Annotated in this window: 20 protein-coding genes, 3 tRNA genes, 1 other RNA gene and 2 pseudogenes; 15 read left to right on the top strand and 11 right to left on the bottom strand. The window is 47.1% G+C overall.

Annotated features, from left to right (window positions below):
* Positions 1-373: 373 nt before the first annotated feature.
* Complete coding sequence (locus Dia5BBH33_RS03160; RefSeq protein WP_022381543.1) at positions 374-2,269, top strand: type I glutamate--ammonia ligase; 1,896 nt, start codon at positions 374-376, stop codon at positions 2,267-2,269.
* A gap of 105 nt (positions 2,270-2,374) precedes the next feature.
* Here the strand turns inward: Dia5BBH33_RS03160 and Dia5BBH33_RS03165 are convergent.
* The 6 genes and pseudogenes from Dia5BBH33_RS03165 to Dia5BBH33_RS03190 all read right to left on the bottom strand — a co-directional run.
* Positions 2,375-2,971 (bottom strand): annotated as a pseudogene (locus tag Dia5BBH33_RS03165) (IS256 family transposase); the annotation flags it as partial.
* 24 nt (positions 2,972-2,995) lie between these two features.
* Entirely contained in the window at positions 2,996-4,597 is a 1,602-nt protein-coding gene (locus Dia5BBH33_RS03170) for an IS1634 family transposase (RefSeq protein ID WP_143332367.1), read from the bottom strand.
* A 152-nt stretch (positions 4,598-4,749) separates the two neighbouring features.
* Positions 4,750-5,283, bottom strand: a pseudogene (locus tag Dia5BBH33_RS03175) (IS1/IS1595 family N-terminal zinc-binding domain-containing protein); the annotation flags it as partial.
* A 466-nt stretch (positions 5,284-5,749) separates the two neighbouring features.
* A tRNA-Thr gene (locus Dia5BBH33_RS03180) sits at positions 5,750-5,825 on the bottom strand.
* A 122-nt stretch (positions 5,826-5,947) separates the two neighbouring features.
* A tRNA-Gly gene (locus tag Dia5BBH33_RS03185) sits at positions 5,948-6,021 on the bottom strand.
* 1 nt (position 6,022) lies between these two features.
* Positions 6,023-6,099 (bottom strand) — tRNA-Pro (locus Dia5BBH33_RS03190).
* A 131-nt stretch (positions 6,100-6,230) separates the two neighbouring features.
* Here Dia5BBH33_RS03190 and Dia5BBH33_RS03195 point away from each other — a divergent pair.
* From Dia5BBH33_RS03195 to Dia5BBH33_RS03245, 11 genes are all read left to right on the top strand, one after another.
* Positions 6,231-7,553, top strand: a complete 1,323-nt coding sequence (locus Dia5BBH33_RS03195) for a hypothetical protein (protein ID WP_143332369.1) — start codon at positions 6,231-6,233, stop codon at positions 7,551-7,553.
* Between the two features lie 116 nt (positions 7,554-7,669).
* Positions 7,670-8,359, top strand: coding sequence for a hypothetical protein (locus tag Dia5BBH33_RS03200; protein ID WP_143332370.1), 690 nt, complete (start codon positions 7,670-7,672; stop codon positions 8,357-8,359).
* A 168-nt stretch (positions 8,360-8,527) separates the two neighbouring features.
* Positions 8,528-8,698, top strand: a complete 171-nt coding sequence (gene scfA, locus Dia5BBH33_RS03205; RefSeq protein ID WP_022381988.1) for a six-cysteine ranthipeptide SCIFF — start codon at positions 8,528-8,530, stop codon at positions 8,696-8,698.
* Positions 8,699-8,832: 134 nt separating this feature from the next.
* Positions 8,833-10,275, top strand: coding sequence for a thioether cross-link-forming SCIFF peptide maturase (gene scfB / locus Dia5BBH33_RS03210; RefSeq protein ID WP_143332371.1), 1,443 nt, complete (start codon positions 8,833-8,835; stop codon positions 10,273-10,275).
* Positions 10,276-10,490: 215 nt separating this feature from the next.
* Positions 10,491-10,937: a hypothetical protein gene (locus Dia5BBH33_RS03215; RefSeq protein ID WP_022381986.1), complete on the top strand. Its 447-nt coding sequence runs from the start codon at positions 10,491-10,493 to the stop codon at positions 10,935-10,937.
* A 15-nt stretch (positions 10,938-10,952) separates the two neighbouring features.
* The gene (locus Dia5BBH33_RS03220) at positions 10,953-12,125 is read left to right on the top strand and encodes a hypothetical protein (RefSeq protein WP_143332372.1); all 1,173 of its coding nucleotides are present in this window, start codon (positions 10,953-10,955) and stop codon (positions 12,123-12,125) included.
* Positions 12,118-13,779, top strand: a complete 1,662-nt coding sequence (locus Dia5BBH33_RS03225; protein WP_143332373.1) for an LPS-assembly protein LptD — start codon at positions 12,118-12,120, stop codon at positions 13,777-13,779. The genes Dia5BBH33_RS03220 and Dia5BBH33_RS03225 overlap by 8 nt, the downstream gene beginning before the upstream one ends.
* A 70-nt stretch (positions 13,780-13,849) precedes the next feature.
* Positions 13,850-15,235 carry a glucose-6-phosphate isomerase gene (locus tag Dia5BBH33_RS03230; RefSeq protein ID WP_162849329.1) on the top strand — a complete coding sequence of 462 codons (1,386 nt, stop codon included), beginning with the start codon at positions 13,850-13,852 and terminating at the stop codon, positions 15,233-15,235.
* 14 nt (positions 15,236-15,249) lie between these two features.
* Positions 15,250-15,804 (top strand): hypothetical protein, encoded by a 555-nt coding sequence (locus tag Dia5BBH33_RS03235; protein ID WP_143332374.1) that lies wholly within the window; start codon positions 15,250-15,252, stop codon positions 15,802-15,804.
* Between the two features lie 8 nt (positions 15,805-15,812).
* On the top strand, positions 15,813-17,111 hold the full coding sequence (locus Dia5BBH33_RS03240; RefSeq protein ID WP_232518113.1) for a type II secretion system protein GspD: 1,299 nt from the start codon (positions 15,813-15,815) through the stop codon (positions 17,109-17,111).
* A 76-nt stretch (positions 17,112-17,187) separates the two neighbouring features.
* Positions 17,188-19,077, top strand: a complete 1,890-nt coding sequence (locus Dia5BBH33_RS03245) for an ABC transporter ATP-binding protein (RefSeq protein WP_143332375.1) — start codon at positions 17,188-17,190, stop codon at positions 19,075-19,077.
* Between the two features lie 94 nt (positions 19,078-19,171).
* On the opposite strand, the gene Dia5BBH33_RS03250 is transcribed toward Dia5BBH33_RS03245, so the two are convergent.
* From Dia5BBH33_RS03250 to ffs, 5 genes are all read right to left on the bottom strand, one after another.
* Entirely contained in the window at positions 19,172-19,423 is a 252-nt protein-coding gene (locus tag Dia5BBH33_RS03250; protein ID WP_022381979.1) for a hypothetical protein, read from the bottom strand.
* Positions 19,424-19,433: 10 nt separating this feature from the next.
* On the bottom strand, positions 19,434-20,024 hold the full coding sequence (recR, locus tag Dia5BBH33_RS03255; protein WP_143332376.1) for a recombination mediator RecR: 591 nt from the start codon (positions 20,022-20,024) through the stop codon (positions 19,434-19,436).
* Positions 20,024-20,350 (bottom strand): YbaB/EbfC family nucleoid-associated protein, encoded by a 327-nt coding sequence (locus tag Dia5BBH33_RS03260; RefSeq protein ID WP_022381977.1) that lies wholly within the window; start codon positions 20,348-20,350, stop codon positions 20,024-20,026. The genes recR and Dia5BBH33_RS03260 overlap by 1 nt, the downstream gene beginning before the upstream one ends.
* Positions 20,351-20,404: 54 nt before the next feature.
* A complete protein-coding gene (gene dnaX, locus Dia5BBH33_RS03265) occupies positions 20,405-22,309 on the bottom strand; it encodes a DNA polymerase III subunit gamma/tau (protein WP_143332377.1) in 1,905 nt (634 codons plus the stop codon).
* 141 nt (positions 22,310-22,450) lie between these two features.
* Positions 22,451-22,550, bottom strand: an RNA gene (gene ffs, locus Dia5BBH33_RS11485) — signal recognition particle sRNA small type.
* 187 nt (positions 22,551-22,737) lie between these two features.
* Between ffs and fumC the strand changes: the two genes are divergently transcribed.
* The 3 genes from fumC (at position 22,738) to rbsD (ending at position 25,748) form a co-directional block, all read left to right on the top strand.
* Positions 22,738-24,123: a class II fumarate hydratase gene (gene fumC, locus Dia5BBH33_RS03275; RefSeq protein WP_144269396.1), complete on the top strand. Its 1,386-nt coding sequence runs from the start codon at positions 22,738-22,740 to the stop codon at positions 24,121-24,123.
* Positions 24,124-24,465: 342 nt separating this feature from the next.
* Positions 24,466-25,347, top strand: a complete 882-nt coding sequence (gene rbsK, locus Dia5BBH33_RS03280; protein WP_143332378.1) for a ribokinase — start codon at positions 24,466-24,468, stop codon at positions 25,345-25,347.
* Positions 25,344-25,748: a D-ribose pyranase gene (gene rbsD, locus Dia5BBH33_RS03285; RefSeq protein ID WP_108849854.1), complete on the top strand. Its 405-nt coding sequence runs from the start codon at positions 25,344-25,346 to the stop codon at positions 25,746-25,748. Before rbsK ends, rbsD begins: the two co-directional genes overlap by 4 nt.
* The last annotated feature ends 1 nt before the right edge of the window (position 25,749 follow it).

Below are 25,749 nucleotides of genomic sequence, written 5' to 3' on the forward strand. Positions count from 1 at the left end.
GTAATTATTAAAGGGTGGACAAAACGTGTTGGTAAAAAGCCTCAAACCCCTGATAAATACAGGCTAAAATGGGATTTTACCTTTTCAGTGTGAATAATCTTCTGGAAAGATTATCGTTATGAAAAATAGATGCCCTTATTGTGTCTTTATCTGCTGCTGATGCGGAAAAGTGCGCATTTGAACACAAATCTGGAAGTGCTGAGAATATGGGCGCTTTTACGCTTCCAGCTAATTGTGATGAGATGGATTACAGTGCAGCTCGGGCGTATTTCAGTATGCCCCGTATTCTGCCCTTAATACAAGCATAATATAAATTTTTACCAACACGTTTTGTCCTATAACCCAAATTTTTATTGATCTGGAGGAAAAAATTATGAATAAGGAATTACTGTACTACATCCCGTCTGGCGAATTTGGCAAGGAAGGCGTGCTTTCCCTTTTAAGGACACATCCTGAAATCCGCTTTGTTTCCCTTGTCGGTATCGATCTTGCCGGCAATGACACCGATGAAAAGATTCCGATTGAGATTTTCATGAAAGACTACGATGATTTCTTTGAAGGCAAGGCTGTGCAGACCGATGGCTCTTCTGTTGTCCTGATGGACATTGCAACACTGAATGATGCAAGGGTGGATATGGTCGCTGATGCAGGCGTAAACTGGTATGTCGATTACAATGAAGAAAATCTGTATACGAACGGACGCCCGGTTGGAACGCTCCGCATTCCGTGCTTCCTTCTGCATAACGGCAAATTCATTGATTCCCGTTCCATTTTGAGAGATTCCTGCAAGTATGTCGCTTCTGAACTGAAGAAGCTTCTTGCTTCCGGCAAAACCGTCAGGGGCATGGAAGATGTTCCTTTTGCTGATATTGAGGATATCGGTTTCACCATTGGCACTGAACTTGAATTCTGGGTCAAGACGCCAAGCGAAAATGAAACGATCCAGCACCTTTCCATTTCCCAGCGGCTGCAGGAACAGTACTGGCAGCGCATGAGAGGCAATGTACGCACTGCCATGGAAGAAACCATTGAAGAACTCGATGCACGCGGCATGCATGTGGAAATGGGCCATAAGGAAGTCGGCGGCATAAAGCCGAAAGTCGATGATTCCGGCAAAACGACCGATGTCTGTGAACAGCTCGAACTTGACTGGCTCTTCTCCTCCAACCCGCTGCAGGCTGCGGATAATGAACTGGAAGCAAGAATTGTTGTCCGTGAAGTGTTCCGCAAGCACGGCCTTGACGTTTCCTTCAAGGCAAAGCCGATCATCGGGGTAGCCGGAAGCGGTGAACATACCCATGTCGGAATCTGTGCCAAACTGAAGAACGGAAAGACGATCAATCTTCTGGCTCCGTCTGATATGAAGGCAGATTTCCTCTCTACCATCGGCTATGGATTCATCATGGGCATCCTTAAGAACTATGAAGCAACAAATCCGTTCGTTTCTTCTACAACAGATGCCTTCAACCGCCTGAAACCAGGTTTTGAAGCGCCGGTCTGCATTGTTACATCTCTTGGACACGCGCCGGAAGTTCCTTCCAGAAACAGAACCATCCTGATCGGCCTTGTCAGGGATATCGACAATCCGAAGGCTACACGTTTTGAACTCCGTGCACCGAATCCGTTTACAAACACATACCTGGCAGCATCCTGCCTCTTCCTGACCTCCCTTGACGGCATTCTCTATGCAGTGCATTCTGGAAAGACGCCGGCTGAACTCTTGGCAGAACTGTCCAAGAAGCCGGAGGATGATGCCGATTACCTTGAAAAGGGAAGAGCATACCGCTGCGAAGAAAACGTATTTGAAGACTTCACGCAGGAAGAAAGGGATGCAGCATTTGGAAAGCCGCCGGCTACTGTCTGGGAAAATGTAAAGACCATGAGAGCGAATGCCGGCAAGACTGCTGTCATTACTGCAGGCGGCAGCCTCAACAAGACAATTGTCGATTCCTTCCTGGCATCGATCGTATACCGCTGGAAGAATGAACTGATCGACCGGATCATCCCGACCACTGAAATGCTCGTCAAGGGTTTCAAAAAACTGCAGAGCGAGGATGATCTGGATGAAGAACGCTGGGATGATATCAGCGAAAAACGTTTTGCCTTGATCAAGGACACCAAGAGCGGAAAGTGCCTCTGCACGCTTCTTAAGGAAGCACTTGAAGCAGGGGATTATGATACAGCTTCCGATCTCCAGATTGAAATTTCCAAAAAGGGTGAAGCTCTCGAAAAAGAGTACTATGAATACGCTCTGAATATTGTTGGATGATCTCTGTATTTTCCAAAATAAAAGACCCGTGCAAAAGCACGGGCTTTTTATTTTGGAATGGGGGGAAAGCAAAAAGGGGGGTTATAGGACAAAACGTGTTGGTAATTAATCCCAGCCATGACTGGGATTAAATCCAGAATTATGTAATTCGTCCCACATTATGGCATCACCCCAAGCTGGGATTGAATCTGCCAGTCTTTGTTGTGAGCTTATGCTATTATAGATAGTAGAAATGCTTTTATCGGTCGGCATAACCTTGAGTATTTCTGAGAGTGAAAGCGGTTTCGGTGAGTGCATGTAACACCACCAGAAAACCGCTTTTATTCGTCTTTCAACGGATAATCCACGATGGTTTCTGAGCATCGCTCGAGGCTGTGCATTTACACCGCCCTCTATGAGATTATTTGTCGCCGGATAAGGACTTGGGAATTCATCAGCCTCTTTCAGATAGGTGAAAAGATTCCCGGATTTTATCAGACTAATGAGCGATGTTTTTGCCTTTATGAGGCGTTCGTGGGTGTGTCGCATTACGCCTCTATCGTCCATTGTCATTTCTTTTAGAAATTCCTTATGCTTCATTGTCCAAGATTCAAATCGGCTTACCCATTTTTCTGCTTTTTTAAGAGTTTTTATCTCCAACAAATCCCTGGCAAGCATATACAGCTGGGCACCGGCAAGGGTTCTTGGACGAGTCGTTGTGTAACCTGAAGTCCCGTGAAATTATATCTATTTCGGAAATGGGACTCCCATTGCGTCATATAGAGCTATCTGCTTCTTCGTTATCTCTGAAAGGTGATGGGCCCTCCCCGGCTGCTGGTAAAGCTCAATTATATCCAAGTCATCCAGCAGTGTCTGCATCGTGTACTTCTTGTACAGGCCCTTCTCATCCATCTGCTTTTTGATGTAGGAAAGGTAGATTAGGGCCAGAAACTGGACAAAGAGTTTTCCTTCGAAATTCTCGGAGGAGGAGACGGACATGCGCCTCATATCCAGCCGTTCCTTCAGGTTTGCAAAAGCTTTTTCAATCAGGTCTCTCACACGGTAGAGCTTTATGGCTTCCACCGGATTCTTTATCCCATTGGTCAGCAGGACGAAATAGCCGAAATCGCGCTGGCGCTCACGAATTGCATCACCTTTGGGGACAATGTGCAGTCCCCTCTTAGGCGTTTCGGTCACTATGAAGTATTTGTCATAGTCCTTCATGTGCCCGTCTGTCTTCCTGCCGCTTTTAAGTTCATCCTGCAGACAGGTCAGATACCTGGCAAAGCTCAGCCGCTCATCGGTACAGCGTTGGTCGTTGAAGTATATATGGACATAGACTCTCCGCTTGTCACATATACATTTCCCCGTCCTTGGCTGCTCTTCCCTATAGTCCCATTTATCAGTGAAGCTCATGGCATACAGCCCCACATCATCGTGGTAATTTTCCCAGCTGATCATCTTCTCTCCACGAATCTCGTCCAGATGCTTTCTTGCAATTTTTAACCCGCAGCGGATGCCTATGAGAAACTTATAATGGCGCTTCATCAGGTCATTAATGTTCTTCTCACTGTAGAAGCCTCTGCCCATAACGAAGCTCAGCTTCTTCATATCCAGGAAATCGATGTCCAGCATTAGATTCCGTATCAAACTGACGTCTGCCGTATTTCCTGTAAGCTTGCGGAAATAAACCGGAAGCCGTGAAACTTCCCCATACAACAAAGCAAGATTAACCTGCGGAAGGTGGTCTCCTTCCTTGTTCTTTCCATACTTGGCTAATTTAATCAGCTCAGAATAGGAGGAAATTGATGTGGTGTCAAAAGCAAGGTACTCCTTCTCCGCCCTGCGCTTGGCCTGCCTGCGGAAGAAATTCATCTTTGAAGCCTCATCAATAGAGCCCATCAGATCACTGATCCGCTGGGAGGGGATATCCCGGCCATAGGGATGCTTATGAGTCAACGCCCACTTACGGAGACGGTAAGCAGACATGCCTTCCTCCAGGACAAAGAAATAGGCAAGAGACAAGAGCTGCTTATACCTATCGGGGAAGGAAGCCTTCAAATCATCCACAATTCCCAGTTTGTCACCGATTTGGTCAAGAAGATAAGTGGCCCCATAAAACTGCCGCATGCATTCTGTGGCGGGAATCGGCCCAGGCTTTATTGTCCCGGACTTCTCCAGTGACAGCAGATACTTCCCATTCGGAACAAACTGTCCTTCAACTATTTTACCAATATAGCGGCGCTTGTGCTCCCCGCGATGCTTCTCTGCATTCCAATAGGGAGCATCAATAAAGACATACTTTTTTCCTGAGATAGTCTGCATCTTGGCATTAGCTGGCATATCCATAGAAATCTCCTCCTTGCTAGATATAATTATATACCTATCAGAAGGAATTTTCAATCCGTTTGTTGGTGAAAATATAATAGAAATACCAGTATTTATCGGATTCTTAGCCGGCAGCCCAAATACTTCCTAGATATAAAATTACGGGACTGCAGGGTGTAACGTCGTACCTGGCAAAATACATGAAATATGCAGCGCTGCAGTCTGGCATTTGGCCAGACTTTTTTTAATGCCTTTTGGAAACCCGGACCACCGTCAGAAACGACTATACGTGGTTCAGCAATACGACTCATCAGGGCTTCCCAGGCAAAAGCACGTTCATATCTACATAAATACCATCCTAATACATGATGCTCATCACAACGGATCAGAATGCAGGCTTTTCTGGCAAGATAAATGCCATCAACATATACAGTTTCCCTCGGCTCTTCAATCTTCGGCGGCATGGCCCAGATATCCCAAAATTTCGCTGTTTTTCTTCGGAAATTACGCCCTTCACCTGTCATATCCTTCTGTGTATCCTTGCTGAATAACCAATCAAGAAACATACTGAAATCCTTCGCATCACGATTAATAGGAAGAGTAAATACATTCCCACATTCTCGGCACTTCCAGCGTTGTGTTCCTGCCCGTGTTTTTCCATATTTGTAGCAGGTAAAACCACAATAACGACATCTAACTTCTTTCATAAAATAACCTCCTAGAAAATAATTCATTTCCTAGGAAAGATAAAATACCATTTTAGCCCGTATTTACAAGGTGTCTGAGACTTTTTACCAACACGTTTTGTCCACCCTTCAAGAATCACTGAAAATCTTAAAATGCCGATGGAGCCCGATAAATACGGGTTCCATCGGCATTAAAACCAACACGAAATGTCCTATAAGCCAAAAAGGGGCTGTGACAAAATCCACTAAGGTGCTGACTTCTTTTCTCGAACGAAGTTCGGTTTAAGGGTGTCGGAGCTCGCCCCGTAGGGGGAGCTGGCGGCGGAGCCGACTAAGGAGGTTCATTTCCTTCGAGCGCAGCGAGGTTGTTTGGTATCCAGACCAAGTCAATGCTTATAAATGTTAGATAATCTTTTAACGGAATATCCCAATTGAAATAGGGCTGTGGCAAAATAATTAACCATTTTGTCATAGCCCCTTTGTTTCATGGAGCCGGCAACAAGATTTGAACTTGCGACCTACGCATTACGAATGCGCCGCTCTACCAGCTGAGCTATACCGGCATTAATAATTGAACAAATATAATTTTACAGATAAAGTGCATATTTGTCAATATGTAAAAGGTTTCAATTGAAACAGTAAAAAGGGAAATAAAAAAGCCGCTGAAACTCAGCGGCTTTTGTTGTGGAGCGGGTGAAGGGAATCGAACCCTCGTAACCAGCTTGGAAGGCTGGCGCTCTACCATTGAGCTACACCCGCATGGTCGGAGCAGCAGGATTTGAACCTGCGACCCCTTGGTCCCGAACCAAGTGCGCTACCAAACTGCGCTATGCCCCGTCAACGTTGATTATTGTAACAGATGAAGTTATGTATGTCAATGGATTTTTTAGAAAATAAAATAGTTTTTTACAAAGTCTTTTCCTTAGGCCCGGATGGCTGTGATAATATAGGAAAAGGAGGATATCCATATGGAAGAGTATACGGAAAAGCAAGTGCTGGAGCAAGTGGAGAAGGATCTTTCAGGCGGGGTCTTTTCTCCTGAAAGCATATATATGAGAAAAGACCTTCTTACGAAGGATACGGGACGCTCATTGGAGGATATAACAGCATCCTGTCTTCTTGCGCATAGCGAAATCCTGAAAGACGGCAGCCTTCTAGCCTTACCAGGGACCACCACAGTTAAGAGCAAAAGCGCATCGGGCGGGGCAAACAGGAATGTGGACCAAATCATCAGGCAGGGATACTTCTATCATAAGCATGTCATTGGGAGGGAAATCACGATTTCCTTCCCGGAAGAGAGGAAGGAGACCTTTGCTTTTGCAGCGGCAGATGATGACGGGAAGATGGCATCACTTTTTTACATGATGCCAGCACCGGGCAAAGAGGGGATGCTTGCCGGAATCCTTAATGTGCATGCGATGCTTTTGGCGGTAAGGAAAAAAGGCGTGCATGAGCTCATTCCGGAAATTCCATCTGATGCAGGCATCTCGGCTGTCATTCTGCTGCATGCAGGAGCTGGAGACACTTCCAGGGAGTGCCGCATGCTGGCCATAAAACTTGGTATATCCATTCTTCGCCTGTATCATGGCATTTATGCAGTTCCTATAAGCTCATCCCTTGCAATCGAAGGACAGTATACAAAGGACGGCCTCCTCTCAATGATCGAAAAGGACAGCAATGATCCATGGTCACTCTTCCAGAAGGAATATATCAATCATGGGGGCGTTACAGCTGATACGGGAGAGCCCTGCGTGAAGGTTCTCTCTGAATGGCTTCTTGCAAGAAGGGAAATCTGGCTTACTGTGCCGCAGGGGCGGTATCGTCTTCTTGAAGGCAGCAGGATGGAGTATGAATCAAAAAGCAATGCTCTGCAGATGATCAGGCGGCAGAAAGTCCTTCCTCCTTTTGGGGAAGTGCTTTCTTCAGGCATTGTATTTCTGGGAACAAGGGTGCAGCAGGTGGGCTGTCCGTCTCTTCTTCTTGAAACGAAGCTGAATTCACCCAAGGGAAGCTGCCATCTGATCCGTGCACTGGAGACGGCAGATCCATCTGATATGCTTCTCAGGTGCGTATTAAGAGCTTTTACGCATATTTTATCTGTGGACACAGGAAAGCTTGTCAGAGATCTTCATCTCGAAGGCAGTGCAGTGCTCGAAGCAAAAATCCTGGTACCAAAGGGTAGTTCTCAGGAAGACCTCTTCCTCCGCGATCTCCCTTATGTGGAGCAGCTGATGAATGGTATGGGCGTCGGCCTTGCGTTTCTCGAGGAAGGGTATCAGGCCGTGCTTTAATAAATTGGATGAAACTTTTGCCATAGCGTAAAAAATCATCTATAATAAAGAACAATAATCAAGGCGGAATTCCGAAAGCGGTTATCCGGCATAGAGTATAAGGAGATACAATATTCATGGGTTTTTTCGATCATAAGCATGAAAAGGAAAGTCCAATCGGAAATCTGAGGGCGCATATCGGAACCTTCATGTATTTCGTGAAGGTGGGCAAATCCAAATTCAAAAACAAGGGCAGAGTTGGAGAAATTTTTGCTGATATGGACAATACACAGTATCTTTTCCAGCAGGCTACATCTGGAACGATGTACGATATGAAAAAAAAACTGGATTATGCTTTGTGGGATGCAGCTGTCCATAAATATACAGAAGACCTCGGCGAGCTCAAGAAGGAGCTTTTAAAAGCTGTCGATGAAGGCGCCGAAACAGATACAGATGTCTTTGAAGAAAAAGAGGAAGAGGTCGTCGAGCAGCCTGTCCAGGAAGAGGAAGAAGGCGACTGGAAGGCCCATATAAAGGGACAGATGGAAGAAGCGGAAGAAAAAGCCCGTCAGGAAGCCGAACGAAAGCGCCACGAAGAATCCACTCCTGCGTCGAATAAGTCCGATGACGATGAACATATGACGGAAGCGGACTGCCGCGAGCTTTGGAGAATCATCCAGGGACTTGAAAGAGAGTTCAGGGAAATGAACGAAATCGCTGAAGACTGGTTCTCCGTTCATGGGAAAAAGGACGGCTGCCTGGGCGCTCTTGCTGCACTGGCGCTGATTCCGGCTGCTGTCTTTTATGGTATTTTCCATATTTTCTAAAGTATTTGCTTTTTATCGAAGGAAAATATCAGAGACGAACGAAATAAGATTTTTGTACGTTCCTTGTAAAATTTTCCATACGACCTAAGGAAATGTACATGGAAACTTGTCATTTCCCTCTCCAGTATGGTATGATTAATGCAAGAAAGCATTCAGGGAGGTGACGTCATGTCCAGACATATCGTTACAATCAATCAGTCTTCTCTGCAGAACTCCATTAAATTTGAAGGATGCAGCGAATGCCAGACTTCCTGCCAGTCCGCTTGCAAGACAAGCTGCACTATCGGAAATCTGATCTGCACGGAACAGGAAGAGGCTGTAGAAGCCAAGAGAGCGTAAGCTTTTTGAGCACGGCCAAGCCCCCGGCAAGCGCCGGGGGCTTTTAAATTCCCGTACCATAGAAGGATATGCCTGATCAGGACGGAGGAATCCGTTCTTTGAGTTTTCTAAAAAGGATAAAGGAGAAATTTTTCATGGATTATAATGTAAAGCCCATGATTCATCGTTTTCGTCAGAATAATATGAACATCGTCATGGATGTAAACAGCGGCATTGTTCATGTTGCCGATGATGTGACATATAAAGTTCTGGAATACTATAATGGAACGAACCGCCAGATGGTTCTTGCCAATATGGGCAGCGAATATGAAGAAAGTGAACTCAATGAGGTCATGGATGATCTTGACGAGCTGATCAAGAAGGAAGTTCTCTTTGCTCCGATGGACCCGAATTATAAAATGGCGATTGAAGACCGTCCGATCATTAAGGCTCTCTGCATCAATATCGCTCATGACTGCAACCTCCGCTGCAAGTACTGCTTTGCCGGCCAGGGTGGATACGGCCAGTGGCGCATGCTGATGAGCTTTGATGTAGCCAGAAGAGCTGTCGATTTCCTGATTGCCCACAGCGGTCCGAGAGAACACTGCGAACTTGATTTCTTCGGCGGCGAACCGCTGATGAACTGGCATGTCGTACAGCAGACTGTAGACTATGTCCATAACCAGGAAAAGAAGCATCATAAGAAGATCAAGATGTCTCTTACAACAAACGGCATGCTGCTTGATGAAGAAAAGACCAAGTACCTTACCGATAATCATATCAGCCTGATTCTTTCCCTCGATGGAAGAAAAGAAATGCATGACCGCATGAGACCTGACGTCAATAATGAAGGCACTTATGACCAGATCGTCAAGAATCTGCAGTACTGCATCGCTCACAGAAACGGCGAAGAATACTATGTACGCGGCACTTTCACCAGACATAACCTTGATTTCACAACCGACGTGGAAGATATGCTCGATCATGGATTCCCAGCTGTTTCCATGGAACCGGTTGTAGGCGATGACAGCGCTAAATATTCCATCAAGGAATCCGATCTTCCGAGAGTCAAGGAAGAATACGACCGCCTCGCACAGCTCTTCATCCAGCGTGAAGAAGAAGGAAGACCTTTCTTCTTCTTCCACTTCAATATGGATCTCTGGAAAGGCCCGTGCCTGCCGAAGAGACTCAGAGGATGCGGAGCAGGCCACGAATATCTGGCCGTCGTCCCGAATGGCGATATTTACCCATGCCACCAGTTCGTAGGCCGTGAAGGCTATGTGGTCGGCAATGTATATGAAGGCCTGAAGAACATGAAGATGATGCATGATTTCCGTATGAATCATGTATTCAGCAAGCCGGAATGCGTTGACTGCTGGGCCAAGTTCTTCTGCTCCGGCGGATGCCATGCCAACAATGAAGCATATGCAGGAGATATTCACAAGCCGTACCAGATCACCTGCGAGATTCAGAAGAAGCGCGTGGAATGCGCAATGATGATCCAGGCATACAACAGCCTGCGCAAGCCGAAAGTCATGGCGCAGCCAGGAACAAGAGCTGCAAAGGCAGCTGCAGCCGCTCTCAGAAAAGAAGGCTGAGACGCGGAAATGACCGTATAAACCGGATTAAAAGAGGGTTTCTGTTTGCACAGAACCCTCTTTTAATTTATAATAATTATTAAGTGTAATATATTCTGGAGTATTAGTTCATGCTGGTGATTTTCTGTTGATTTATAGCAGTGGCGCGAATGATTCAGCATGGCGTTTGGAATCAAATTGCTATCAGAAAAGTTTTCAAAAAGGAGGAATTTCTTATGAGAATGAAAAGATTGGCAGTATGCGCTCTTGCATCGGCAATGCTGTTTGCAGGTTCTGTAACAAATATATCCGCATTCAATCTCGGAAGCATTCTTGGCGGTGTCGTCAAGGTAGGCGGTATCGGCTTCCTCGTTGACAAGTATGGTGAATCCATCAATAGTGCCATCAACTCCGTCATGATGAAAGAAGGAGCAGGCACGAATTATGCTACGAAAGTTGTTCCGATCGTAAGTATCGGGAACAGCGGCTATATCGGTGCAGCCCAGGTTATCGGCGATGCTGATCAGGTTGCAAAGGTAGAAGCAGTAGGACAGCTTGAAATCAGCTGGAACGACAAGCTGTTCAGAATCAAGGGGCTCATTCCAATGGACAGCAAGAACCCTACTTCGTTCAGCCGTGTTCAGGGCGTTGGCGTTTCCGCTGTCATTGATGTCAGAGTATAACGGGGGAATTGACTTATGAAAAAAACAGCTGTACTGGCGGCAGGAATCGCACTGATTCTTTCCGGCACGGCATTGGCGGCAGAACCGGTCACTTTATCAGACAGAATTGACCGCGTTGATGAAGTCATTTATGGAAGTGTGCAGACAGGATCCCTGATCGGACGTCTGGACAATGCAGATAATGTCATTTACGGCAATGGAAATACAACGGCAAGCGGTCTTGATGACAGAATTGCCAACCTGTATACCGACGTCGTCAAGGGAAGCACAGATACGGCTCCGTCCATGTCTACCAGAATAAATGCAATGGAATATTACCTGACAGATGAAATCAAGAAGGGATCTCTTGAAAAGCGCGTCGGCGAGCTTGAAACAAAGGTATATGGCCAGGAACGCAAGGGAGCTCTCGATCAGAGAATAGCCGATCTTGAAAAAGCCGTGTACGGCGACCAGCATGTGGAAATGAGAGATGTGGATCTTCCGGCCAATACTGTTTTCAAGATTTCCCTGAATGATGATGTCAACAGCAAGGTAAATAAAGTAGGCGACCCAGTGACATTTACCGTGCAGGAAGATGTCAAGGTCGGTGATGTTCTTGTCCTTCCGAGAGGTTCCCAGGGGAGCGGCCAGGTCACCAAGGTAACGAGACCGAAGAGCTTTGGCAGGAGCGGATCTCTTGATATTTCCTTTGATCAGGTATTTTCAATCGATGATGAGGAAATCCCAACGGTACTCGGACCTGAGGCAAAAGACAAGCTTAAGATGGAAGCTGCTGCAGTCGGTGCTTCTGCCATAGGCGCACTGGCACTGGGACCGATCGGGCTTGTCGGAGGCTTCTTTGTTAAAGGGAAAGACGTTGATCTTCCTGCTGGGACAGAGCTTTACATCCAGACGCAGGAAACGGTTACGACCAAGGGTCTTGTTCTGACAAACGGAGCTCCGTCTGAAACATTAAGAAAGCACGTTTCGAGCACAGCTGTTGCCGGAGAGAAGACGGAAAGCACAAAAACGGCTGAAACTTCAGCAGCAGCTGCAAGTGCAGAAACATCAGCTGTAAAGGAAACAGAAAAAACAGCGCAGGAAACAGTTCAGAACACAAATTCAAATACAAGGGAAACTGCGGAAAAAGCTGCAACATCAGCAAAAGATGAACCAAGCGCATCCGTAGTGATCGTAAGAAATGACTAATAAACGAACTTATGCTTTACTGCTTGCAGCCATACTTGCAGGAATGGCAGTTCCTGCAGCAGCTGAGGATGCAGAAGATGCCGCATCCAGCCAGGCTGATGCAGCGGCAGCTGACAAACTTCAGGATAATATGATGACAGACCTGCCGCCGGTAGACCGCGCAGGCACCATAGCTCTGGCGGATGAAGGGATTTTGTACCCTCCGTCTTCCGGAAGCTCGATCATCAGGGATACTACTGCGAAAAAAGCAGAAGAAAAGCCCAAGACAAAAACGAAAATGAAAGACGGGAAGCCGGTTCAGGACACGGGAATTTCAAAAGAGAACCCGATGTATGTGACGGCTGACTATATGCGCTATAACGATACGACCGGTGATGTCGATGCACTCGGCAAAGTCGATATCAGGCACATGATGGATACGTACCAGACAGAGTATCTCTACGGAAACATGATCACGAAGAAGTATGTCATTCCGGGAGAACTTACCTGGACGAATCCTCAGACGAACCTCAAGGCCCAGCGCGGCGAATATGACGCTGAAAAGGGCATCGGCAAGTTCGAAGGCCTTACCGGCTGGCAGCAGGGGACGTATTACTACCAGGGCTCTGATGGCATCTATGACAGAAATGCCAATAAGATGATCGTCAACAATGGGTACTTCACCACGCGCCACGCCGTTGCAAAAGTGCCGGATTATCGTATTGAAGCAGATTCCATTGATATCTATCCGGGCGATCATTATACGGCTCATGAAGTGAAGCTGATGGCGAAGAATACCATCCTTCTTACCTTGTCCAGCTATACCGGATCCCTTAAGGATAATTCGGGAGAAATCGGACTCTGGTCATTGATTCCAAGGCCTGTTTTCGACAGCGACAACGGCATGGGCCTTCACAATTCGCTCGTTATTCCGATCAATGAGGATCCTGATTCTACTGTTTACATGGAAAACCGCTGGTATACGAAATCCGGATACAAGCCGGATATCGGTATCAAGTACCGCGTTCCTGTCGGAACCTTCCGCCTCCATTATGCGGAAGAGGAAAGTACGACGAATGATGACGGCGGCATCTGGGTCAAGAAAAAACCATCACTTGAATTTGATACAAACCATTTCTACCTGTTCAAGTCAAGGTTCTATGTAGGAGCCAGCGGCGAAATAGGAAAATGGGATGAAGAGCGCAATGGCCGTGATGTTGACGGGAACTACAAAGGATATGAACTTTATATTTCCGGCGATCCATGGCACTTAGGAAAGTTCATGAACTTTGGCTGGAAAGCCGGCTATGCCAAGGATTACTACGGCTACAGCAATAATATTCGCAGGAATTCCTACTACTCAATGGGACTTTCCGGCCATTATAAGATTTTTGACGGCTGGATCGGTTACACAGACCGTGATCTGAAGGGATATACTCCGTATTACTACGATTCTTACAGCAGCGAGAAGCCTGTTGATGCAGGATTCCGCATTCAGGCGACAAGCATGGATGCGTTCAGCCTTTCCTGGTCTGTTGATACCGTCAATGGCATCCTGAATCACAGGTACTGGACATACTACAGGGATATGCATTCCTTCTATGCCTGGATCCGTTATGATGACATTGAAAAAGAAACAAAGTTCATGATTATGCCAAAAGACTTCAAATTCTGACATTTTCGGCAGGTCAATTGGGGGATTGGACCGGAAATCGTCTTTCTGATAAGTGGTTGGGGGATTTTCTATGTGTTTGACAATTCAAGACGCATTGTCGCTTGATATTGATTACTTGTATGGCCAGAGCTGGAGTGTCAGGGAAGATGACCTGAAAGCTCATGAAGAGCAGATCAATCGCGCTGCCAAAGAGGTAAGCGAAATCCGCAGGAATGGAAAGGGGCCGGATGGAAGCCATGTCTTCTTTCCGCACCTCCCTTATTTATACGAAGAAAATCTGCTGATCGGCGATGACGAAAAACAGCGGATCAAAACTCTTTCCGAAAAGGCGAAAGAGATGGACGCTGTCGTATCCATCGGGATTGGTGGTTCCTACCTGGGCAACCAGGTGCTGTTTGATCTTTTCTGCGGCCCTTACTGGAACATGAAGAGCAAGGAAGAAAGGCATGGGTTTCCAGCCGTATTCTTTGCCGGGCAGAATGTAGATCCGGTCAGCCTTTTGAAACTGACGGAAGAACTGAAGAGAAGAAGCGGGGAAAAAGATAATTATAAAGTGACGCTTCTTGTGATTTCCAAGTCAGGGACGACGATTGAACCGACAACAGCCTTTCATGTGCTGATGAAAGAACTTTCCGGTTTCTGTGATGTATCTGTCATTGCAGTGACTGATGCAGAAAAGGGAGAACTTCACCGCCTTGCTTTGGAAAACAACTGGGATACGTTTACGGTTCCTGGGGGCATCGGCGGAAGGTTCAGTATATTCTCTCCGGTCGGTCTTGTTTTTGGAAGTCTAATCGGGCTTGATACCGAAGAATTCCTTCGCGGCGCAAGGACTGTCGAAGAATTCTGCCAGTCAGAGAAATGGGATGAGAATCCGGCGCTGCTTCTGGCATCTTTAAAATATATCGGAACCAGCGAGTACGGGCTTGTTTCCGAAGTGATCATGCCATATGGAGATGCACTCCGCTCCCTGGGCTGGTGGTATGCGCAGCTTCTTGGCGAATCTCTTGGCAAGAAGTACAACAACGACGGGCAGATCGTGCATGCAGGAAGGACACCTGTCGCGGCCGTTGGAACGACGGATATGCATTCACTGACGCAGGAACATCAGCAGGGAAAGAAGAACAAGCTTTTCCAGTTCATTTCTGTTGACAGCCCTTCTCTGGATACAAAAGCATACTGCATGGAAGGGGAAAGTGAAGGTTTTGTACAGATGAGCCGGATGCTGACAGCAGCGATGAAGTCCAATGCAGAAGCGCTGGCATCCGAGCAGCGTATGAGCTGCCGTATTTCTGTCAGCCGGATGACGCCTTATCATCTGGGCGCTCTCATGTATTTCTTCTTTTTGACAATTGCTTATGAAGGCTCCCTGCTTCAAATCAATGCGTTTGATCAGCCGGGTGTTGAAGCGTATAAGAAAATACTTCATCAGTATTTAAGGAGTTTCTTGCAGTAATACAGGGTATTGCTATGGCTGTAAAAAATAAATGGGCAATTCTTTTTGCAGGTATTGCGGGTATTCTTTCTGTCTGGGGATACTGGGGCGGAGGGACCGCAGCAGGCCTGCTTCCTGAAAAGAACAAGAATATCGAGGTTTCTTCCGCCAGTGGAGAGGCCTCTGATGGATTCTCCGAGGGAAGAATGGACGGCGGAAGCCGCAAAGTCTATGATGCCGCGCTTCACCGGCGTGAAGGACCGATGAAGGATCCCTTCCATGTGGCCGGAATTGAGGCGGTCGCTGCAGAGGCAGCATCGGCAGCAGGAAAGACTCATGCAGCGCCTTTGGGGAATACAGCACCTTCAGTGAAGACTGATTCTGAATCAATTAAACAAACTCCGCTTTTGCCGGAATTAAAGGGAATCATCCATTTTGGCGAAGAAAAACGGGCAATTGCTGAACTTGGCGGAGTCGTTAAGACACTCAAAGAAGGAGAACAGATTGGAATATGGACGGTTTCCTCCATTCGAGAAAAGACGGTAAGCTTCTCAAGCGCCTCTGGAACGTTGGAAGTAAGCGCTCGCTAGTGAAAACGATGAGCGCTGCTTTTTGCTGTCTGGCCCTGCTTTCACTGCCGCTTCCTTCAAGTGCTGACAGCGGGATGGATAAGGCGGCAGCCTCTGAAAAGACGCTTTCCCTTCATGTCAATAAGGCACCGTGTACTGAAATTTTGCGATCCCTTGCGGAAATGACAGGAAAGAATATCGTATCTTCCGGAACGATTACAGAAACTGTTACAGCCGATCTTGACAAGGTAACGCCGGAAGAAGCGATTTCCTCTATTCTTGCCTCCTGCGGCCTTGCCGGGAGGACAGAAGGAAGCACCCTCATTGTCTTCAACAGCAAGATGGAAAAGAATGCAGGCGTCATGATGCGCCCGTTCCGGTTATCCTATGCTGATGCCAGGGAAGTAGCTGAAGGTATGAAGGCAGTGGCAGGCGATCACGTGACATATAATAAATCTGCCAATACGGTGATCGTGAAAGGGACTCCTTTTGAGCTGATGCAGGCCGAAAGTTTGATCCGTGAGCTCGATGTTCCTGAAAAGCAGGTCAAGGTAGAAGCGGAAGTCGTAGCCGTCAATAAGACGTACGCCAAAGAGCTTGGCATCGACTGGGACTTCAAGAGTCTGACGGGAAGCGCTTCTTATGACAGGACGAGCTGGACAGAGCAGCATTATGTCACAGATTCTTCAGGCAATGTCCTTTATGATAGTGATGGCAACCCAAGAATCCGCAATGTAGAGCATGACGGATGGGATGTAAGCACACCGGAAGGCTATGCAGGAATCTCATACGGGAAATCCCTCTCAGGGCATCCCTATACATTTTTCTTCCAGGCAAAGCTGAATGCGCTGATTTCTGAAGGAAAGGCAAAGGTCCTTGCCAAACCGAATGTCGTCACGATGAATGGCAGGAAGGCAGAAATATTGATCGGAAGCAAGATTCCTGTCATTGTCGAGCATTTGGAAAACGGCGTTCAGACGACAGCGACTGAATATAAGGATGCAGGCATCAAATTGACTTATACTCCGCTGATCAGCCGGAAAAACGAAATAACCGCTGACGTGAACGCAGAAGTTTCAACACCTTACCTTGTTCCTGAAATGAGGGCATACAGGATCATTACGCGCTCAGCCAATACGATGGTCAGGCTGAAGTCAGGCGACATGATTACGATCGGCGGACTCATTGACAAGGAGGAGTCGCGTACCTTCAGGAAGGTGCCGATTTTGGGAGATATCCCGATTCTGGGAAAACTTTTCCAGAGCCGAGGAAAGTCGATCGACGAATCGGAAATCGTTATTATGATCCGGGCTGAAATTCTTGAGTAACATTATTGATTCGAAATGGGCGGCTTCTGGGGACAGATCCGCTCATATTTCTTGATTTTTCATCAGAGGCAGGGAAATGGCAACTTTAAAAATTAACGGATTATCAAAAGCATTCGGAATAAATACGGTATTTGAAAATGTAACATTTGATGTAAAATCAGGAGAAAGAATCGGACTTGTCGGCGCTAACGGGGCAGGAAAGACCACCCTTTTAAAATGCATCATGGGAACGGAAGAGTATGACAAGGGGTCAGTCAAAGCAAGCGATGGAGCCATCATCGGCTATCTCCGCCAGGATTTTGACTATGACAGCCATACGATCCGCGAAGAGATGGAACATGCATGGAAGGATGTCCTTTACTATAAAGATAAGATTGCTGAATATGCAAAACTGCTGGAAGAGGGAAATCCTGATGAAGCGCTGATTGAGCGGTACGGGAAACTGGAAGAGCGTTTTGAGTTCCTTGGCGGATACGATTATGAATCAAAAACAAGGAAGATCCTGACAGGACTGGGCTTCAAGGATGAAGACTGGGACCGAGATATCCATTCCTTCTCCGGCGGGCAGAAGGTACGTATCAACCTTGCGGCGGCTTTTGTCCGTCATCCTGATTTCCTTCTTCTGGATGAACCGACGAACCATCTGGACATGGACATGCTGGAATGGCTCGAAGATTATCTTCGCTCCTACAAGGGCGGCATTCTGATGATTTCCCATGACCGCTACTTCCTTGATGCGGCTGCAACCGGAATCATCGACCTTGAAAATCACAAGATCCGTACGTTCCGCGGCGGATATTCCAGATACCTTGAGACAAAGACGAACCAGGATGCTGCTTATGAAAAAGCATATAACAAGCAGCAGGAACACATCAAAGAAACAGAAGAATATATCAGGCGCTATAAGGCAGGCATCAAGGCCAAGCAGGCAAGGGGGCGCCAGTCACAGCTGAACCGCCTGGAAAGGCTGGACAAGCCCGTCCATCAGGCAACGCTTCGTTTCCATTTTGACCCGCCGGAAGACTGCGCAGAAAAAGTCCTTGATATTCTTCATGTTTCTGCTTCCTATGGGACCCATGATATTTTCAAAGACCTGACGATGCATATCAAGAAGGGAGAAACAGTCGGCCTCATCGGACCAAACGGGGCCGGGAAGACAACACTCCTGAAGCTTATCACCGGAGAGAAGCAGCCCGACAGCGGCATCGTGCAGATTGGAAATAATGTCAAAATCGGATATTATTCACAGGAGCAGGAAATGCTTCATCCCGAGTACCAGGTCATTGATGAAGTACGCAATATGTTCAATTATGGGGAAGGAGAAGCCAGAAATATCCTGGGCATGTTCCTTTTCCGCGGAGATGATGTATTCAAGCAGGTCGGCATGCTTTCAGGGGGAGAAAAGGCAAGACTTTCCCTTCTCTGTCTTTTCCTTGAAAGACCTAATTTCCTGATTCTGGATGAACCGACAAACCATCTGGATATACCGACAAGAGAAATCATGGAAGATGCCATCCTTGCTTTTGGCGGGACGTGCCTTGTCGTATCCCATGACCGTTACTTCCTCGATAAAACTGCGGGAAGGATCCTTGATATGGAAGGCGGAAAGCTGACGGAATACCTGGGCAACTACAGCTACTACCGCGAGAAGAAAAAGGATCTGGAAGAATACGAAAAGGACAGGAATGGTACGGAAGAGCATTCTCTAAAGACTGAAGTGAAGAAGGAAGAGGAAGCAAAGCCGGCGCCGAAGAAACAGGAACTCTCTGCAGGGGATGAAGCCAAGATGGAACATCTCGAGATGGAAATAGGCCGCCAGGAAGCCACTCTTGCCATGTATACAGCCCAGATGTCCATGAATCCGGATGATTACGAAAATCTTGCCCGTGAATATGAAGAAGCCAAGAGCAAACTGGACGAACTCTATGAAAAGTGGTCTGAAATCGCAGCAAAGGCAGAAGATTGAGTTTTTTAGAAAATGTAAAGTCAGGATTCACGCAGCAAAAAGGACTGCGGATATGAGAAATCGTATTCACAGTCCTTTTCAATTGCCTTATTTCTTATTTAAGAATATCCAGGATGGCCAGGATCAATGTTCCTAAGGTGCCAAAGAGGGCAACGATGATGCCGTTCATGGTATCCCAGTTCATATGGGTAATTCCCAGTGTATTCAGGAGCCAGAAGAGGACACCGCCCATAATGATATTTCCTATGATTTTTTTTGCAAACTTGGCGAAAAGCATAAAAGCAATGAAAATAACGATGATGCTTGTTATGCCGTATCCTCCAAGTCCTCCGAGTGTTTCCATCATTTTGGCCTCCTTAAAGCTCTTTACGATTCTGGACGGCGCCTGCCAGAGTCATTCCGTCAGCATAGCCGATGTCTCCGCCGGCAGGGATGCCGCGGCCGATACGGGTGACTTTGATGCCGGCCGGTTTGATGAGCCTTGACAAGTAGAAGGCAGTGGCTTCGCCTTCTGCATCAGGATCGGTGGCAAGGATGACTTCCTTGACCTCATCGCTTTCCAGACGATTCAGAAGTTCCTTGATTTTCAACTGATCTGGGCTGATTCCGTCAAGAGGGGAGAGCGCGCCGTGGAGTACATGGTAGAGGCCATGGTACTCATGGCTCTGTTCCATGGCCATGACATCCTGCGGCTGTTCTACGACGCAGATGACAGAATGGTCTCTTCTTGCATCGCCGCAGATATCACAAGGATCCGAAGTCGCCAGATTGCAGCAGACTGAACAGTAGCAGATCTTTTCCCGCGCCGCTTTGATCGTGTCAAGGAATGCCTTGACTTCGCTTTCAGGACGCTCAAGCATGAAATAAGCAAGACGGCGGGCGCTTTTGACGCCGATGCCTGGGAGTTTTCTGAATTGTTCAGTGACGTTCTCTAATTCCTGATTCATTAGAACATGCCGCCGGGAAGGCCGAGGCCGCCGGTTACTTCGCTCATGCTCTTCTGGACCATTTCATCGGCTTTCTTTCCAGCTTCGTTGACAGCAGTGGTAATCAGATCTTCCAGGATTTCCGGATCTTCTGGATCAATGGCATCCTTTGCAATCTTCAGGGCAACAATCTGCTTTTCGCCGTTCATGGTGAGGGAAACAGCGCCGCCGCCGACAGAAACGTCAACGGTCTGCTTCTTTAATTCTTCCTGCTTCTTCTGAAGATCTTCCTGCATCTTGCGTGCTTTTTTCAGCATGTTCTGCATCTGTGCTTTATTTCCAAACATAAGTAATTCCTCCTAAATGAATGTAAATGGATGGTTAGGCAAAACTATTAGAAGTTAGTCTTTTTCATATATATCATAGTCAGGGAGCATTTTCAAGGCTTCCTTGAAAGATGGGTCTTCCAGATCAGACTGGGCGATCTCGTCCTTGCTGACAAGTTTGTAGCCGCCTTCGTTCTTGGCAGGTTCCTCTTTTCCTGAAGGGGTCGGCGCAGCAGAAGATTCCATTTCCTTGGCAAGGAGAGCTTTTGTCTCTGCTTCTTCTCCGCTTCCTTCAAGAACGACATGAAGGAGTATCGGGGAGCCGACTATTTTCTGGAACGCTTCAGCGGCAATTGTCTGATAGGACTTGTTGTTTCCCATGATGACAAGGAACTGTTGCGGCGCCGTAATGACGGCTCTGGCATTATTGGCATAAATCAGGGTTCCTTTTCTGTAACAGGTGTAGATTTCCACCCTGTGGATTGCCTTGAAATAGGAAAGAACCTTTTCCCAGATGCCGCTGTAAGAGGCAGGATCGATCAATGAAGACGGCGCATTTGCCGCAGGCGTACTTGCTGCCGGTTCGATGGAAGAAGATTTCTTTTTCGCTGTGCTCCCTAGCTTTTTCGTTTCCTTTGGCGTGGAAGCCGGCATGGCGGGCTTTGCTTTTGGCATTATGATTTCTGCCGGCTTTTCTTCTGCTGAAGGCGGAGAAAATGGCGGGATTTCTGGAGGCGGGCCAAAGGATGGCTCTAAGGGAGCAGCCGGGGCAGGCGCGGATGCGGGGGAAGGGGCAGGGAATGCATTCTTGAGGGAAATGATTTTCTTCAAGCTTTCCACTTCCTTCTCAAGCTGGCTGACTCTTTCCGCAAGGCTGTCTGCCGCGCGGCTTCCCTTTACGCGGCAGAGACGGAGAATTCCCATTTCTGCGCTCATTTTCGGGAATGTGTTCCATTTGAGATCCTGCAGGGATTCATGCAGGGCTTCGAAGAGAGCATCCAGATAAGGCTCTGAGAGGCTTTCCGCATCTTTCTTTATTTCATCAGAAAGTCTGCCATAAGCAAGGAGCTCGGGCGTATCAGGATCGATCCGGCAGACCATCAGATTCCTGAAATGCTCGAGGAGATCTCTTAATATGGATGCCGGTTCCCTGCCGCTCTGAAGGATATCATAAAATACAGAAAGAGCCTCTCCGCTTTCTCCTTTGAAAATATGGCGTGACAGGGAAATCAGCTGCTCTTTTCCCGTAAGGCCCAGGAGGTCCTGGACGGACTCGGCATCAAGCGTGCTTCCTTCACAGGAAGAAACGCACTTGTCGAGAAGGGAAAGCGCATCTCTTAAGCCGCCGTCTGAGCGGACTGCTATAAGATCGGCCGCTTCTTCTGTAAGAGGAAATTTTGCCTGGCCGGCTATGTACATCAGGTGGTCGGAAATATCTTCCGTGGAGATTCTCCTGAAATCGTATGTCTGGCATCTGGAAAGGATTGTGAGGGGAATCTTACCCGGCTCCGTCGTTGCCAGGATGAAAAGGACATAGGACGGAGGTTCTTCGAGTGTCTTTAAAAGTGCATTGAATGCTTCATTGGAAAGCATGTGAACTTCGTCGATAATATAGACTTTCTTCCTGCAGGCAGAGGGAAGTGTCCTGACAGATTCCTTCAGCGCCCTGATTTCTTCAATGCCTCGGTTGGATGCGGCATCGATTTCATACACATCAAGGGAGGATCCGGAACTGATTTCAAGACAGTTTCTGCATTCATTGCAGGGGTTGCCGTCATGGGGATGTTCGCAGTTCACCGCCTTGGCGAGGATTCTTGCCATGCTCGTCTTTCCTGTACCCCTCGGGCCGGAGAAGAGGTAAGCGTGTGCGAGGCGGCCCTGCTCAAGCGCGCGCTGCAGTGTCGTCGAGACATGCTTCTGCCCGACGACATCTGAAAAAGTCTGTGGTCTCCATTGTCTATAAAGTGCTTGATAAGCCATTGCAGTCACCGTACCAGTAATATGAATTCAACTTTTGAACGTAGTCTAAAAGTATTATACCAAAAAAATAAGCCGCGATAGAGATTGCGGCATCTGTATAATGAAACGCAGCAAAAAAGCCTTGCAATCCTCATTTATGACAGTCTCCAGGATGCACCGTGGCACATGGAAAGGACCACTTACTGCTGCTTCCTCTCGGACCTGACAGGGTTCATGGGATTCTATTGCACGGGGCCCGGAGGCTGCCATAAATCAACATTGCAAAGCTACGTGAATTATCATACATCATTTGCCCGGTTTTGTAAAATCCTTTTTGTAAATTTCATCGGGAATCCATTTTGAAGTGTTTCCTTATAACATATAAAAATGATAAAATAAGATAGTATTATTATATAGAATATAGTTAGTATAGAAAGGGCTGTGGAATGATGGAATACCGTATTGAACATGATTCACTTGGCGAAGTCCGCGTACCGGCGGATCATATGTGGGGTGCTCAGACGCAGCGCTCCTTCGAAAATTTCAAAATCGGCAGAAAAATGCCGGAAGAAATTATTCATGCTTTTGCTGTATTGAAAAAATGTGCAGCAAAGGTCAATGAAGAAAACGGTGATCTCGATCCTGAAAAGGGTGCGGCAATCCGTGAAGCCTGCGATGAAATCATGGCAGGAAAATGGCCTGATGAATTCCCGCTCGTTGTGTACCAGACCGGTTCAGGCACACAGAGCAACATGAACATGAATGAAGTGGTTGCCCACATTGCCAATTTGAAACTGGCAGAAGCAAAGAGCGAAAAGAGAGTTCATCCGAATGATGATGTGAATATGTCACAGTCATCCAATGATACATTCCCCACAGCCATGCATATAGCAGCTGTAGGTGTCCTTCATAAATACCTCTATGGCTCTATTGATGAACTGACAGCTACCTTTACTGCAAAGAGTGAAGAATACATGCATACCGTCAAAATCGGACGCACCCACGTGCAGGATGCTGTTCCGCTGACATTCGGTCAGGAAGTATCCGGCTGGACACAGATGCTGATCCAGAGCAAGAAAATGATTCAGGATGGGGAAAAGTATCTCCATGAACTTGCCATCGGCGGCACGGCCGTAGGAACCGGTCTTAACAGCCCGAATGGGTTCGGAGAACAGGTTTCCAGGGCAATTGCTGAGGAAACAGGGATTCCGTTTACTTCAGCTCCCAATAAATTCTACGCCCTGACAGCCAGAGATGATATCGTCTTTACGCACGGCGCTTTGGATGCGCTGGCCGGCGACTGCATGAAATTTGCTGATGACCTCCGCCTTCTGGCAGGCGGCCCCAGAGCAGGGCTCGGAGAACTGACCATCCCTGCCAATGAACCAGGATCCTCCATCATGCCGGGCAAGGTGAATCCGACACAGTGCGAAGCGCTGACAATGGTTGCATGCCGCGTTCATGGCAATCAGGCAGCAGTTTCCATGGCATCCTCCCAGGGCCGTTTTGAACTTAACGTCTATGCCCCGATTCTTGCTGACAGCTTCATCGAATCCGTCAAACTCTTGAGCGAAGCTATCCATTCCTTTGATATTCACTGCGCACAGGGAATCCAGGTCAATGAAGACCGCATGGAAGAACTCGTAGAAAAATCTCTGATGCTCGTTACTGCATTGTCCCCGCATATCGGCTATGAAAAGTCTGCTAAAATCGCAAAGAAGGCATTTGCTGACAACAGCTCCCTCAAAGAAGCGGCTCTTGATCTTGGCTACGTAACCGAAGAAGAATATGACCGCTGGGTTGATGCCAAAGAAATGACAAACGTTGACCGCTGATTGGCCAAAGGATAATAATGATAATAAAAACCAGAGACTTCTCATCAGGGATCTCTGGTTTTTTGTTGGGCAGAAACTATCAGAAATCCTTACTAAAAGAAGTTCAGGAATGCATAATGTCTTTAACGGAACAGGGAATTTCATATATAATAAGGAAAATACTATGCCTGCATAAGGGGAAATGAGATATGGATGCTGTTTTTACAGGCATAACAGCGCTGATTTAAGAGAATTTACAAATAGGAGAGTTTTATTTCTTAAGAATTCTTTTTTCTCAGGTTCTTTTATGATAGAATAGTAGCGTTGACTTTACATTAAGTATATACATATCAGGGAGGTTATATGGGTCATATTTCTGTGATAGGCAGCTGTAGCATGGATCTCATGATCGAGGCCGACAGAAGACCACAAGCCGGCGAAACAGTTATGGGAAAGAGACTGATCGTTTCTCCTGGAGGAAAAGGGGCCAATCAGGCAGTAGCAGCAGCCCGACTTGGGGAAAAGGTATATATGATTGGCTGTGTTGGCAATGACGCTTATGGCAGCATGATGCTCGATACGCTCAAAGAAAACGGCGTGAATACGGATTATGTGTCTGTCCTGGATAATGAAGCGACCGGCACGGCGCACATCATTCTGGCAGAAGGCGATAACAGCATTATCGTATTGAAGGGTGCTAATGATAAAGTAGATAAAAATGTAGTTGATTCTGCTTTCGACATCATCAAGACATCTTCGCTTGTCATGCTCCAGCATGAGATTCCCATGGATACCATTGGATATATCATTGACAGGTGCTATGAAGAAGGGATTCCGGTCATGCTGAATCCTGCACCTTATATGGATATCCCTGAAGAATGGATTGAAAAAGTTACATACCTGACTCCGAACGAACATGAAGCAGCGCTGATGTTTGAAGGAATGGACCGTGATGAAATTCTGAAAGCCCATGCCGGAAAGGTCATCATGACCGTAGGAAAAGAAGGCGTTGTTTACGGAGACGGCGATGATGTGGTTCATGTTTCCGGATTTACTGTCTCTGCAGTAGATACGACCGGGGCAGGGGATACATTCAACGGCGCTTTCGCAGCTGCAAGATGTGACGGGCTTCCGCTCAAGGAGGCAGTACGTTTTGCCAATGCGGCAGCGGCGCTTTCAGTTCAGAAGATTGGCGCTCAGGGCGGCATGCCTTGGCGCAGTGAAGTGGAGGAGATGCTTTCATGAACAAGTATGGAATCTTAAACAGCAGCATTGCTAAAGTTCTGGCAGATCTGGGCCATACAGATAAAATCTGCATTGGCGACTGCGGACTTCCTGTGCCGAATGGCGTAGAGAAAATCGATCTTGCGCTTCGTTTCGGTGAACCGCTCTTTATCGAAGTGGCCAAAGAAGTGGCAAAGAACATGCAGATAGAGAAAATCTATCTGGCACCGGAAACTGCATCCAAGAATCCAAAGCAGTGGGAAGCACTGAAAGAAGTATTCCCGGAGGACAAAGTCGAATGGGTCATGCTGAAGGACCACGAACAGCTGAAAGCAATGGAAAAGGACTGCAAGACTGTCATCAGGACAGGAGAAGTTACTCCTTTCTCCAATATTATTCTCCAGTCCGGAGTCATCTTCTAAG

It is taken from the genome of Dialister hominis (assembly GCF_007164725.1).
Classification (GTDB): domain Bacteria; phylum Bacillota; class Negativicutes; order Veillonellales; family Dialisteraceae; genus Dialister; species Dialister hominis.

Excerpts from the sequence above, each read along its gene's own strand:
- rbsK (WP_143332378.1), top strand. The coding sequence starts at position 24,466 with ATGGGTCATATTTCTGTGATAGGCAGCTGTAGCATGGATCTCATGATC.
- Dia5BBH33_RS03215 (WP_022381986.1), top strand. The coding sequence starts at position 10,491 with ATGAGAATGAAAAGATTGGCAGTATGCGCTCTTGCATCGGCAATGCTG.
- Dia5BBH33_RS03195 (WP_143332369.1), top strand. The coding sequence starts at position 6,231 with ATGGAAGAGTATACGGAAAAGCAAGTGCTGGAGCAAGTGGAGAAGGAT.
- Dia5BBH33_RS03250 (WP_022381979.1), bottom strand. The coding sequence starts at position 19,423 with ATGATGGAAACACTCGGAGGACTTGGAGGATACGGCATAACAAGCATC.
- Dia5BBH33_RS03260 (WP_022381977.1), bottom strand. The coding sequence starts at position 20,350 with ATGTTTGGAAATAAAGCACAGATGCAGAACATGCTGAAAAAAGCACGC.
- fumC (WP_144269396.1), top strand. The coding sequence starts at position 22,738 with ATGGAATACCGTATTGAACATGATTCACTTGGCGAAGTCCGCGTACCG.
- Dia5BBH33_RS03235 (WP_143332374.1), top strand. The coding sequence starts at position 15,250 with ATGGCTGTAAAAAATAAATGGGCAATTCTTTTTGCAGGTATTGCGGGT.
- dnaX (WP_143332377.1), bottom strand. The coding sequence starts at position 22,309 with ATGGCTTATCAAGCACTTTATAGACAATGGAGACCACAGACTTTTTCA.
- Dia5BBH33_RS03160 (WP_022381543.1), top strand. The coding sequence starts at position 374 with ATGAATAAGGAATTACTGTACTACATCCCGTCTGGCGAATTTGGCAAG.
- Dia5BBH33_RS03230 (WP_162849329.1), top strand. The coding sequence starts at position 13,850 with ATGTGTTTGACAATTCAAGACGCATTGTCGCTTGATATTGATTACTTG.
- Dia5BBH33_RS03170 (WP_143332367.1), bottom strand. The coding sequence starts at position 4,597 with ATGGATATGCCAGCTAATGCCAAGATGCAGACTATCTCAGGAAAAAAG.
- Dia5BBH33_RS03220 (WP_143332372.1), top strand. The coding sequence starts at position 10,953 with ATGAAAAAAACAGCTGTACTGGCGGCAGGAATCGCACTGATTCTTTCC.
- scfA (WP_022381988.1), top strand. The coding sequence starts at position 8,528 with ATGTCCAGACATATCGTTACAATCAATCAGTCTTCTCTGCAGAACTCC.
- scfB (WP_143332371.1), top strand. The coding sequence starts at position 8,833 with ATGGATTATAATGTAAAGCCCATGATTCATCGTTTTCGTCAGAATAAT.
- recR (WP_143332376.1), bottom strand. The coding sequence starts at position 20,024 with ATGAATCAGGAATTAGAGAACGTCACTGAACAATTCAGAAAACTCCCA.
- Dia5BBH33_RS03245 (WP_143332375.1), top strand. The coding sequence starts at position 17,188 with ATGGCAACTTTAAAAATTAACGGATTATCAAAAGCATTCGGAATAAAT.
- Dia5BBH33_RS03225 (WP_143332373.1), top strand. The coding sequence starts at position 12,118 with ATGACTAATAAACGAACTTATGCTTTACTGCTTGCAGCCATACTTGCA.
- Dia5BBH33_RS03200 (WP_143332370.1), top strand. The coding sequence starts at position 7,670 with ATGGGTTTTTTCGATCATAAGCATGAAAAGGAAAGTCCAATCGGAAAT.
- Dia5BBH33_RS03240 (WP_232518113.1), top strand. The coding sequence starts at position 15,813 with ATGAGCGCTGCTTTTTGCTGTCTGGCCCTGCTTTCACTGCCGCTTCCT.
- rbsD (WP_108849854.1), top strand. The coding sequence starts at position 25,344 with ATGAACAAGTATGGAATCTTAAACAGCAGCATTGCTAAAGTTCTGGCA.